General features: G+C 65.0%; 9 protein-coding genes and 1 pseudogene. 4 read left to right on the top strand and 6 right to left on the bottom strand.

What is annotated here, in order from left to right; genetic code table 11:
* Positions 1-116: 116 nt before the first annotated feature.
* The 5 genes from EN935_RS09025 to EN935_RS09045 all read right to left on the bottom strand — a co-directional run bounded on the left by EN935_RS09025 (position 117) and on the right by EN935_RS09045 (position 6,585).
* Positions 117-1,103, bottom strand: coding sequence for a branched-chain amino acid ABC transporter permease (locus EN935_RS09025; RefSeq protein ID WP_127265031.1), 987 nt, complete (start codon positions 1,101-1,103; stop codon positions 117-119).
* Positions 1,100-2,017, bottom strand: coding sequence for an urea ABC transporter permease subunit UrtB (gene urtB / locus EN935_RS09030; RefSeq protein ID WP_245488895.1), 918 nt, complete (start codon positions 2,015-2,017; stop codon positions 1,100-1,102). Before urtB ends, EN935_RS09025 begins: the two co-directional genes overlap by 4 nt.
* Positions 1,962-3,083 (bottom strand): class II histone deacetylase, encoded by a 1,122-nt coding sequence (locus tag EN935_RS09035; protein WP_109661755.1) that lies wholly within the window; start codon positions 3,081-3,083, stop codon positions 1,962-1,964. Before EN935_RS09035 ends, urtB begins: the two co-directional genes overlap by 56 nt.
* A gap of 83 nt (positions 3,084-3,166) precedes the next feature.
* Complete coding sequence (locus tag EN935_RS09040; protein WP_127373280.1) at positions 3,167-5,893, bottom strand: LuxR C-terminal-related transcriptional regulator; 2,727 nt, start codon at positions 5,891-5,893, stop codon at positions 3,167-3,169.
* A complete protein-coding gene (locus tag EN935_RS09045; protein ID WP_245488896.1) occupies positions 5,890-6,585 on the bottom strand; it encodes a GNAT family N-acetyltransferase in 696 nt (231 codons plus the stop codon). The genes EN935_RS09040 and EN935_RS09045 overlap by 4 nt, the downstream gene beginning before the upstream one ends.
* A 182-nt stretch (positions 6,586-6,767) precedes the next feature.
* On the opposite strand from EN935_RS09045, the gene EN935_RS09050 reads away from it, so the two are divergent.
* The 4 genes from EN935_RS09050 to EN935_RS09065 are packed head-to-tail and all read left to right on the top strand — an operon-like array spanning position 6,768 to position 11,093.
* Positions 6,768-8,063, top strand: a complete 1,296-nt coding sequence (locus EN935_RS09050; RefSeq protein ID WP_164757876.1) for an ArgE/DapE family deacylase — start codon at positions 6,768-6,770, stop codon at positions 8,061-8,063.
* Positions 8,060-9,118: a phosphotransferase gene (locus EN935_RS09055; RefSeq protein WP_127265494.1), complete on the top strand. Its 1,059-nt coding sequence runs from the start codon at positions 8,060-8,062 to the stop codon at positions 9,116-9,118. The genes EN935_RS09050 and EN935_RS09055 overlap by 4 nt, the downstream gene beginning before the upstream one ends.
* A complete protein-coding gene (locus EN935_RS09060) occupies positions 9,119-10,426 on the top strand; it encodes an aspartate aminotransferase family protein (RefSeq protein WP_164757875.1) in 1,308 nt (435 codons plus the stop codon). It begins immediately after the preceding gene.
* Between the two features lie 16 nt (positions 10,427-10,442).
* Entirely contained in the window at positions 10,443-11,093 is a 651-nt protein-coding gene (locus EN935_RS09065) for a GntR family transcriptional regulator (protein ID WP_127265492.1), read from the top strand.
* A 9-nt stretch (positions 11,094-11,102) separates the two neighbouring features.
* Here the strand turns inward: EN935_RS09065 and EN935_RS09070 are convergent.
* A pseudogene (locus tag EN935_RS09070) lies at positions 11,103-11,302 on the bottom strand (FAD-binding oxidoreductase); the annotation flags it as partial.

Below are 11,302 nucleotides of genomic sequence, written 5' to 3' on the forward strand. Positions count from 1 at the left end.
GTTCGGCCCGATGATGCAGCAAAGCTCCTTGTCGTGCACGGTGAGATCGAGCGCCTCCAGCGCCTGAAGTCCGCCAAAGCGGATGCCGACATTCTTGGCCTGGAGCAGGACGTCGCTCATTGCGCGCGCCTCCGGCTCTTGAACAGGCTCTTCAGCCGCGCGTAGATCGACAGGATGCCGTCCGGCAGGACGAAGACGATGATGACGAAGACGCAGCCGAGCAGCAGCGGCCACAGGCTCGGGTTGAAGCTGCTGATCGTCTGCTGCGCGCGCTGGATGAAGATCGCGCCGAGCACCGGACCAAGCAGCGTGCCGCGCCCGCCGACAGCCACCCAGACGATGACTTCCGTCGACAGAAGCAGCCCGGAAAGGTCGGGCGCCACCAGCCCGGCCATGCAGACATAAAGCGCGCCGGCAAGCCCGGCGATGGCGGCGGACAGGGTGAAGGTGACGAGCAGCCGAAGTGGCGCGTTGTGGCCAAGGGCTGCGGCGCGGATTTCATTGTCCTGGATGGCGGTGAGCACCGTGCCCCAGCGGCCACGGCTGATAGACCACAGCGCCAGCACGACCACCGAGACGATCGCCGCCACGAAGATGTAGGAGGGCAGGTCCTGGCTAAGATCGACATGCGTGCCGCCAACATCGAATTCGATCGGCGGGATGCCGATCAGGCCGCTGTCGCCGCCGGTGACCGAGCTCCACGACACCGCGGCCTGCTGGCAGATGACGCCCATGGCCAGCGTGACGATTGTGAAATAGCTGCCACGAATGCCGCCGAAGAACAGGAAGTAGCCGATGATGGCGGCGACGAAGGCTGCACCCGCCACCGCCCCGATGATACCAAGCAGGCTTCCGAAGGGGATGGCGTCGTTGAGCGTGACCAGCGCCATGATGTAGCCGCCAATGCCGAAAAAGGCGGCGTGGCCGAAACACAGGATGCCGGTGCGGCCCCAGAAGAAGTCGAGGCTCGCCGCGAACAGGCCGAAGATCAGCGCGTCGCGGATCACCGTCAGCTGGTAGCCGTCGGCGAAGAGGGGATAGACGCCCGCGAGCGCCACGCAGACGGCGAAGATCAGCAGCCAGTTGCGGTCGCGGGCGATCATCGCGATGCTCCGTTGAACAAGCCGTTGGGCCGCAGACGGACAGCGACGATGGCCGCAAGCAGCACGATCGCCTGCGCCAGCGATGGCGAGATCTGGTAGTTGAGGATGCTGGTCAGCCCGCCGACGAAGACGCTGCCGGCGACAAGGCCGCCGATCGAGCCGACGCCACCGACGATGACGACAAAGAAGGCGTTGGCGAGGTAGTTCACCCCCATCTGCGGCAGGACGATCGCCAGCGGTGCGACCAGCCCGCCAGCGAGGCCGGCGATGGCCGCACCGAAGGTGAAGGCAATAGCGTAGGTGCGCCTTGTGTTGATGCCGACGCCCTCGGCCATCTCGCGGTTCTGGATAACGGTGCGGATGTCGAGACCGAAGGACGTACGGCTGATCAGAAGGATGACGCCGAGCAGGGTCAACATGGCGATGCCGATCAGGATCAGCCGGTAGGCCGGATAGACGGTGAAGATGAGGTCGAGCGTGCCCTCGATCGGTGGCGTCACCGGCTTGGCGCCGAGACCGAAGGTCAGTTCCAGCCCTTGCTGCAGGATCAGGCTGACGCCCCAGGTGGCGAGCACGGTCGAGACCGGCCTTGAGTAGAGATGGCGGATGATGGCGAACTCGAGGATGCAGCCGACCACCGCGCCGGCGATGGGCGCTGCGGGCAATCCCAGCCAGAACGAGCCGCCCATGCTCTGCACGAAATAGACCGCGAAGGCGCCGACGGTGACGAACTCGCCATGCGCCAGGTTGGTCACGTTCATCAGCCCGAAGCTGATCGCCAGCCCGAGCCCGACCAGCATCAGGATGCTGATCAGTGTCAGCGCATTGAGAAGCGTGGTGATGAGAAAATCCATCGCGTCAGGCTGCGCTGGCGAGGCGTTGGCGCAGGCCGGCGAGCAGGGCTTCGGCGGCATCGATCACCGCTGCCTGGTGCGGCTGCAGATCCTGCCCGGCCCATTCGTCGATATGGTCCGACAGCGGGTCGACCACTTCGGTGCGGTGATTGGCCAGCGTCTCGATGACGGCATGGCCGCAGAACGGCACATAGCCTTCCGAATAGCCGCCTTCATGGGTCATGATCAGACGCCCTTGCGAGGTCTCGGCAGCCAGCGCCACCATCCGCGCGGCGAGCCGCCGGAAGCATTCGCTGTTGAGCATCATGCGGCCGAGCGGATCGAAGCCTGACGCGTCGAAGCCAGAGGCGACGATGACGAGGTTCGGTCTGTAGGCGCGCAGCGCCGGGGCGACGACGCGGTCGAAGGTTGCTTCATAGGCGCCGGTACCGCTGCCGGCCGGCAGCGGGATGTTGATGTTGTAGCCTTCGCCGTCGCCTTTGCCGTTGTCGGCCAGCGCGCCGCGCCCGGTCGGATAGAGATTGTCCTGATGCACGGAAATGGTCAGCACCGACGGGTCGGAATAAAACACCGTCTCGGTGCCATTGCCGTGATGCACATCCCAGTCGACTACGGCGGCCCGCCCAAGCAGGCCTTCATGCTGCAGCCGGCGCACGGAGACGCCGATGTTGGAGAACAGGCAGTTGCCCATCGCCTGGTCGGGTTCGGCATGGTGTCCCGGCGGTCGCGCCAGCGCATAGGCGTTGTCGACGCGGCCGGTCAGCACGGCGCGCATGGCGGCATAGGTGGTGCCGGCCGACAGCAGCGCGATGTCGAAACTGTTGAGACCGATCGGCGCCTGCGGCCCGGCGAAACCGGAGCCGCGCTCACTGAGCATACGGATATCGTCGACATGGCGTTGCGTGTGCACGCGCAGCAGGTCCTCGACCGAGACCGGCTCGGGGATGATCGGCACCAGGTGGCGCGACAGGCCGCTGACCTGGATGAGGTTGTTGAGCCGGCGCTTCGAGCCGGGGGATTCCAGATGCCGGCCAGGTTCCACGAAACGGCCGGGAGGCATCATGTCGGCGCTGGAGCCGGTGTCATGCCACATCAGCTGTTCGTGAAAAACGTAGCCTGTCGCCATCCGTAGCGTCCTCTGAAAACCGGGTGACGCTAGCAGGCTAACGATCATGTGGCCCGACCCGAAAGAGGGGTGGCGCCTGTTATCTATGCCCCTCCTTTCGGAGGGGTATGGGTGCCTGCGGACCCTTGCGCGGCGCGCACCGCCTGGACCCGGTTGGTCACCGCCAGCTTGCCGAAAATGTTCTTTAGATGCCATTTCACCGTGGTTTCGCTCACCGACAGCGCAAAGGCGATATCGCGATTGGACATGCCCTCGGCGAGATAGCGCAGCAGCTCGGCCTCGCGCTGGGTGAGCTGTTCCTTCTCAGCGGCTGGTGCGGCCAGCTTGCGCGTCGCCACGGGCATCGTCTGCGCGGCGTCGATGATGCGCGTCGCATAGGCTGACAGCGCGGGATCGGTCTTTGCCTGAGCCGCACGCAGCCGCATCAACCCTTCGACGACCGGCCTTCCCTCGTCGACGAAGGAACGGATGAAGCCGGAGGGTTGTGCGAGGCGCAACGCATCGAGCAGATGGCGGTCGGCCTCGCGTTGGTCATGGGCGGCGCTGGCCGCCTTGGCGCGCAGGATCAGCGCCAATATATGGCGGCGCATGCGCCCGCTGGTTCTGGTGCGCTCCAGAAGCGCATCGAAAACCCGCGCGGCATCGGCATAGGATTTCTCGGCCGTCAGCAGGCGGCCCTCGGCAAAGAACTCGAACTCGTTGGCGGTGGTGATGACCATCGACGCCTCGGTCTCTTCGCCGCGGTGTTCGCTCAGCAGCGCCCGGGCCTCGGCAATACGGTTCTGGTCGAGCAGCACACGTATGCGGTCATGCATGATCATCGATGCCAGGCGGCGATACACCGTGCCGCGCACGCGTTGATAAACACGCTCCAGCATGTCCAGTGCCGCTTCGGTGCGGCCGGTCAGCTGCAGCACGCGGGCATAGGTCGGCACGCTGGCCAAGGGATAGACGATGACCGCCGCGCCCTCGATCTGCGGTCCGAGATTCTCGACCAGGGTCAGCGCCTCGCCCGACGCATTGGTCTCGTAGGCGAGTTCGGCAAGCAGCGTTCCGGCCAGGGCCTCGGCATAGGAATTTGCGCCGATCCGCGCCCTGGCCTCGATGATGGCGTTGCGCAGCAGCCGCTCGGCGGCGGGCAGGCGGCCCGCCGAACGCTCGACGACGGCCATGTAGCAATTGGCGATGGTGACGCCGAGCAGGCTGCCGCTTCGCTCATGCGCCCGTCGCGCCGCATCGATCGCGGCGCGCGCACCTTCGAGGTCGCCCAGCGCATAAAGATTGTAGCCAATGACATTGGCGGTCGCGCCCTCCATGAACCAGGCATCGGGCGCGATGACGCGCAGCGCCGCAAGGGCTGTGTCGCGCGCCTGATCGAACTGCTCCAGCGTGCTGTGGACGGCAGCGGCGAGAACCACGAGCTCGGCCTCGATCGTGGTTCCGGTCATGGTGCCTGGGTCATTGCTGTCAGTCGGTCCGGTCTCGACCAGCTTGCGCGCATTGCTCAGCGTCTGTTGAGCAATCTCGGGCTGGCTGCTGTGCACCGCCAGCCACAGCACCACGAGCTGCAGCCGGATGCGCTGGTCGATCAGCTTCCTCGGCAGAAGTGCCAGTAACTGGCGCACGTAAAGAAGCTGGCATTGGGCGATGAGGTCGAGCGCGTTGTTCTCGACGAACACCGCCGCGCGGGCCTGGTCGCCGGCGGCCAGCGCGTGCCCGATCGCCTCTGTCAGCATCTTGCGCTCGCCGAACCATTCGGCGGCCGCCAGATGCAGCGGCGCGATCATCTCCGGTTCGCGCCGTTCCATTTCGCGGCTGAGGAAATCGCGGAACAGATGATGGTAGCGAAACCAGCGCCGCTCTTCGTCGAGGGGGACGAGGAACAGGTTGCGCGTTTCGATTTCTGTGATCGCCGCCTCTGCATCCGCCGCGCGCATCACCGCCCGGCAGGCTTCGGCGCTGAAGCGTTCGAAGATCGAACTGTAGAGCAGGAATTTCGCGATCGCCGGCGGCAGTTCCAGGAACACTTCCCCCATCAGGAAGTCGGCGACGTTGCGGTTGGCGCCAGTGAAATTGCCGATGACGGTTTCTGGTGCATGCGCGGCACTCAGCGAGAGCGAGGCCAGTTGCAGGCCGGCGGCCCATCCTTCGGTGCGCGAGCACAAGGTCTCCACCGTGCCGCTGCTGACGCTCAGGCCCAGTTTCTCGTTGAAGAAGGCTTCGGCCTCGGACGAAGCGAAACGCAGATCGTCGGGGCCGATTTCGAAGACGTCGCCAAGCACCCTGAGCTTGCCGAGCTGCAGGTCGGGCAGGCTGCGCGAGCCGATGACGAAGGCGACGTTGGCCGGCGCCTGTCGCGTCAGGCGCTCCATGAACCGCTTCACCGCCTGCGCTTCGATGGCGTGGTAGTCGTCGAAGAACAAGGTGATGTCAGCCTCGCGCGCCGCAAGACCCGCTACAAGTGCTGCGAGCACGACGTCGAGCTGCGGGATCGGGCTCGACTGGAAGGCAAGGTCGAGTTCCGCCGGGCTTTGCATCAGTTGGCGCAGCGCGCCCACCAGATGCGACAGGAAGGCGCCCTCGTCATTGTCGGTTGCCTCGCAGGACAGCCATGCTGTCAGCCGGCCGTGGCGCGTGACTTCCGTGGCCCATTGCGCCATCGTCGTCGATTTGCCGAAGCCGGCGGGCGCGGCGAACAGCACAATGCGCGTGTCGATATGGCGCTCCAGCGTCGACAGAATGGTCTCGCGGCGCACCCATCGGCGATGGTGCGGCGACGCTTGGCTGACAGATTGCGGAGCTGTTCTCATCTAGGCCGCGCAACCTGCCGGCTCTCCGGGGAGGACGAGGCTCCCTTGCCATTGCTGCAGTCGCTCCACTCCGCTTCGATCAGCGGAATCTGCGGCGCGGCATCGCGCGGCAAAGTACCTTTGATCCGGGGATCGTCGACGATTTCAAATCCTGTCGCGAAGGGCACAAATCCGCAGGCACTGTAGAAACCGATGACGCTGTGATGATCGAAGCTGCTTGTGTGCAGCCAGATACGGTTAGGGTTGAGGCGCCATGCGAGATCCAGTGCGCCGGCCATCAGCCGCTTGCCGAAACCTCTGCCGGTCAGGGAGGGGAACAGGCCGAAATAGGTGATCTCGATCTCGCTGCTGTCGGCGACGAAGAATTCGACTATACCCAGATGCGTGCCGCTTTCATCGTAGCCGTAATAGAGATGCTGGCGCGGATCGGCGAAGTGCGCCGCGATCTCGGCATCGGACATTTCGGAAACCCGATCCCACAGCCAGGGCGCGCCGATCTCGAGGAAGACCGCCCGATAGGACGCGCAGTCGGGCATGGTGATCCGGGTCATCGCCAGGGGGTGCGCGAGATCGGGCTGCGGCGAGCGCGCCTCCATCCACGTCACGGCATTGGCGAGCTTGCCCGCCGGCAGGCGCCGGTAGCCAATGGCGAGATCGGTGATTTCGGCCGGCATCGTGTCTTCGCTGATCAACGCATTCCTCGTCATGTCTTCCAGACAGCAGTATCGGCTTGCTGCATCCGATGCCAACTCCCCAGCAGCGTGGCGGTATCGAACGGCAAGCTCTGGCCTGACGTTTCGGCCCGTATGCCTCTTGCATTTCACAGAAATGGCATATGAGATATGATACATCATCCAGATGAAAGCGGAATATGATGCCTGAGCGGATTGCGGACGGGGCCATTCTCAGCGCGGTCGATGACGGCTTCGCGCGACAAGTCGCGTTTCTGCAAGACCTCGTGCGCTTTCCCTCCCAACGCGGCGAAGAACATGCCGCGCAGTCGTTCATGGCCGCCGCATACGAAGCGGATGGCTATGCGGTCGACATGTGGCGCGTCGATGTCGATGCGATTCGCGACCTGCCCGGTTTTTCACCCGTGGCGGTCTCCTATGACGACGCCTTCAATGTCGTTGCCACGCATACGCCGCGTAACGCGACCGGCCGCTCTTTGATCCTCAACGGCCATATCGATGTCGTGCCGACAGGACCGCTCGACCGCTGGGTGCGCGACCCCTACGATCCGGCGATCGAGGATGGCTGGATGCATGGCCGCGGCGCTGGCGACATGAAGGCCGGCCTGTCCGCCTGCCTCTATGCGCTGGCCGCATTGCGCAGCCTTGGCTATCAGCCGGCCGCGAACGTTTACCTGCAGTCGGTGGTCGAGGAAGAGTGCACCGGCAACGGCGCGCTCGCCTGCCTGCAGCGCGGTTACCGCGCCGACGCCGCCTTCATTCCCGAACCGCTGGAGCCGAGATTGATGCGGGCACAGGTCGGGCCGATCTGGTTCCGGGTCGAGGTCGACGGCGATCCGCAGCATGCGTCGGGTGCATTCTCGGCCGGCGCCAATGCCATCGAAAAGGCCTTCGTCATCATCCAGGCACTGAAGCAGCTCGAAATCGTCTGGAACGCGCGCAAGGTCGACGACAAGCATTTCCACGATCACCCGCACCCGATCCGCTTCAACCTCGGCAAGATCGAAGGCGGCGAGTGGACATCGAGCGTTCCGGCGCGCTGTGTCTTCGAGATGCGCGTCGCCACTTATCCCGGCCAGAGGCTCGAAGACGCCAAGGCCGAGCTTGAAGCCTGCATCGCCGATGCGGCGCGCGCCGACCCGTTCCTGGCCAACCGCCCGCCGAGCCTCACCTACAATGGCTTCATGGCCGAGGGCTATGTGCTGGAGGGCGCCGACGAGATGGAAGCGGTGCTGCGCCGCAGCCACACCGCCGTCTGGGGCGAGCCGCTGACGGAACACGTCACGTCGGCGACGACGGATGCGCGCTTCTTCGGCCTCTATGCCGACACGCCGGCGATCGTCTACGGCCCGATCTGCCGCATGCCGCATGGCTATGACGAGGCCGTCGATCTCGACTCGGTGCGCAAGGTCACCCAGACGATCGCTCTGTTCATCGCCGACTGGTGCGGCCTCGAGCCTGTCGAGGCCAAGCCATGAGTGCGGTCGTCCCCGATGCGTTCGGCGAAACGCTCGCCGAGGATGCGCCCGATGTCTCGACTGCCGACGCGCTTACCATCCTGCGCCGGCACTACGGGCTCACCGGCAGCGCGCGTCCGCTGCCTGGCGAACGCGACCACAATTTCCATATCCAGACCCATGGTCAGGCCGACTTTGTTCTGAAGATCTCCCATCCGGCGGAAGAGGTAGCCTTCACCGACTTCCAGAACAAGGCGCTCGACCACATCCTCGCGGTCGACCCGACCTTGCCGGTTCCTTCGGTGCGCAAGAGCCTTGAAGGCGAAGCGCAGTTCGCGATCAGCGTCGGCGGATCGGCGCCGCGCATCATCCGGCTGGTCAGCTATCTGCCTGGCCAGTTGCTGTCGCGCTCGCCCCCATCAGCGGCGCAGGATCGCAATCTCGGCATCTTCCTCGCTCGCCTTGGCCGGGCGCTGCGCGGCTTCTTCCATCCGGCCGCCGGCAGCGACCTGCTCTGGGACATCCGCAAGGTCGCCAAGACACGGCCGATGATGACGCATATCACTGACGTTGGCCGGCGGGCGATGGTCGAACGCGTCATCGACGCCTTCGAAGAGCATGCGGCGCCGGTCATCCCGAGCCTGCGCGCGCAAATCGTCCACAACGACATGAACTCCTACAATGTGGTGATGGACGCGTCGCGGCCGGAGATCGTGAGCGGCATCCTCGATTTCGGCGACATGATCCATTCGCCGCTGATCTGCGACCTGGCCATCGGCGCCGTCTACCGTTGGCCGGCTGAAGACCATCCACTGGCGCCGGCCGCGCGCTTCGTCGCCGGCTATCAAGCGGTGCAGCCGCTTGAGGCGGAAGAGATCGGCATCCTCTTCGATCTGATCCGCGCTCGCCTCGCGCTCATCGCCAACATCGCCAGTTGGCAGGCCGAGCGGTTCCCGGCCAAGCGCGACTATGTGCTGCGCCTCATCACCGAGGTGTGGGCTTCGCTCGAACGGCTGGACGGGCTGTCGTCCGCGGATGCCCGCCGCTATTTTCTCGACCATTCCAATCCGGAGTAGATGCTCGTGTCCCAGTCCTCGCCGTACCCTGCAAATGCCGATGCGGCATCGGAGCGCGCGTTGCTTGAACGCCGCGCCAGGCTGCTCGGGCCGACCTACCGCGCCTTCTACCGCAACCCGATCCATCTGGTGCGCGGCAGCGGTGTGTGGCTCTACGATGCCCAGGGCCGCAAGTTCCTCGACGCCTACAACAACGTCGCCTCGGTCGGCCACTGCCATCCGCGCGTGGTCGAGGCGCTGTCGGGGCAGGCCGCGACGCTCAACACGCATACGCGCTACCTCAGCGAGATCATCCTCGACTACGCGGAGAAACTCCTAGGCACCGTTCCGGCCCATCTCGGCCATGCCATGTTCACCTGCACCGGCAGCGAGGCCAACGATCTCGCCATCCGCATCGCCCAGCATTCCAGCGGCGGCACCGGGGTAATCATCACCGATTTCGCCTATCACGGCGCCACGATCGCGACGGCGCAACTGTCACCGGCGGCGGTCGGAGCAAAGGGCGTCCCCGCGCAGCATCGCACCGTGGCAGCGCCGGACACGTTCCGCGACCATGGCCGTGCCGCGCATGATTTCGCAAAAAATGTTGCCGCCGCCATCGCGGACATGCGCGCAAAAAATATCCGGCCGGCAGCGCTGCTTCTCGACTCGGCCTTTTCCAGCGACGGTATTTTCTTTCCCGATGCGAAGGTGATGCGCGAGGCGGCGGATCACGTCAGAAAGGTCGGCGGCATTGTCATCGCCGATGAGGTTCAATCCGGCTTCGGAAGACTTGGCCAGGGCATGTGGGGCTTCGCCAATTATGGCATCGAGCCTGATATCGTCACGATGGGCAAACCGATCGGCGACGGGCATCCGATGGGCGCGGTGCTGGTGCGGCCGCAGCTTGTCGCATCCTTCGGTTCGAACACCGGCTACTTCAACACATTCGGCGGCAATCCGGTCGCGGCCGCCGTCGGCATCGCCGTTCTGGAGGTGATCGAAGGCGAAGGACTGATCGAGAATGCCCGCAACGTCGGCGCCTATACGAGTGAACTGCTGCGCGCCCTGCAGAGCCGGCATGGCGCGGTCGCCGATATCAGGCACAACGGCCTTTATTTCGGTGTCGAGCTGACGGCGGACGGCGACGAGGCTCTGGCCGCTACCAAGACATCGGCGGTCGTCGATGCCATGCGCGAGGACGGCGTTCTGATCTCGTCCTGCGGTCCGCGCGGCAATGTGCTGAAGATCAGGCCGCCACTGCCGTTTGCCAGGGACAATGCCGAGCAACTGGCCGAGACGCTCGATCGCGCGCTGTCGAACTGGTGATCGGAGCGGGCCGCGCATGCTGAAGCTCGAACATCAAACCCTGAATGACCGCGCCTATGGCGCGCTCAAGCAGGAGTTGATTTCAGGCGGCTTCAGCCCGGGCCAGACGCTGGTCATCCGCAAGCTCGCCGAGACGTTCGGCATCTCGACGACGCCGATCCGCGAGGCGCTGCAGCGGCTGGTCGCCGAACGGCTGCTCGAAATGCAGAACAACCGCTCGGTCATCGTGCCGTTGCTGTCCGCGCCTGCCTTCGAGGAACTGACGCGCATCCGCATCGCCGTCGAGGGACTGGCGGGCGAGATGGCGGCGACCAGGATGAGCGAAAGCGGGTTGGCTAACATACAGGCGACCCTCGCCGGCATGCAGCGTGCCATCGAGGCCTGCGACACCCGGGCCTATCTGACGCTGAACGAGGCCTTCCACTTCGCCATCTATCAGCACGCCGGCGCGCCGATCCTGCTCAACATGATCCGCGATCTCTGGGGTCGGGTCGGGCCCTATCTCAAGCTGCTGATGCAGGCCGATCGCTACATCCCGCAGTCGAACGACGCACATCGCAGGATCGTCGCCGCGCTGGAGCAGCGCAGTGGTCCCACTGTGCGGATTTTCATAGAAGAGGATGTCGCCGTGGCGGCCGCGGTTCTGTCGACAACCTTGGCAAAGTGAAGTGACTGTCTAGCTCGTCTCGTCCAGCCGATCGCGCAGCATGCTCCAGCCAAGCAGCATGTTGGGCGCATGCCGCAGCAAGGCATGGAACGGGATCGGCGCCGGCGGCGCAAATGGCAGCGGCAAATCACGCGCCTCGGTTCCGGCGGCCCAGTCCGCCAGCACCTTGCCCATCGCCGTCGTCATGGCAATGCCGCGCCCGTTGCAGG

This window comes from Mesorhizobium sp. M7D.F.Ca.US.004.03.1.1, assembly GCF_003998635.1.
GTDB classification, from domain to species: domain Bacteria; phylum Pseudomonadota; class Alphaproteobacteria; order Rhizobiales; family Rhizobiaceae; genus Mesorhizobium; species Mesorhizobium loti.

Excerpts from the sequence above, each read along its gene's own strand:
- EN935_RS09025 (WP_127265031.1), bottom strand. The coding sequence starts at position 1,103 with ATGATCGCCCGCGACCGCAACTGGCTGCTGATCTTCGCCGTCTGCGTG.
- urtB (WP_245488895.1), bottom strand. The coding sequence starts at position 2,017 with ATGCCGCCGAAGCCCTGCTCGCCGGCCTGCGCCAACGCCTCGCCAGCG.
- EN935_RS09035 (WP_109661755.1), bottom strand. The coding sequence starts at position 3,083 with ATGGCGACAGGCTACGTTTTTCACGAACAGCTGATGTGGCATGACACC.
- EN935_RS09040 (WP_127373280.1), bottom strand. The coding sequence starts at position 5,893 with ATGAGAACAGCTCCGCAATCTGTCAGCCAAGCGTCGCCGCACCATCGC.
- EN935_RS09050 (WP_164757876.1), top strand. The coding sequence starts at position 6,768 with ATGCCTGAGCGGATTGCGGACGGGGCCATTCTCAGCGCGGTCGATGAC.
- EN935_RS09055 (WP_127265494.1), top strand. The coding sequence starts at position 8,060 with ATGAGTGCGGTCGTCCCCGATGCGTTCGGCGAAACGCTCGCCGAGGAT.
- EN935_RS09060 (WP_164757875.1), top strand. The coding sequence starts at position 9,119 with ATGCTCGTGTCCCAGTCCTCGCCGTACCCTGCAAATGCCGATGCGGCA.
- EN935_RS09065 (WP_127265492.1), top strand. The coding sequence starts at position 10,443 with ATGCTGAAGCTCGAACATCAAACCCTGAATGACCGCGCCTATGGCGCG.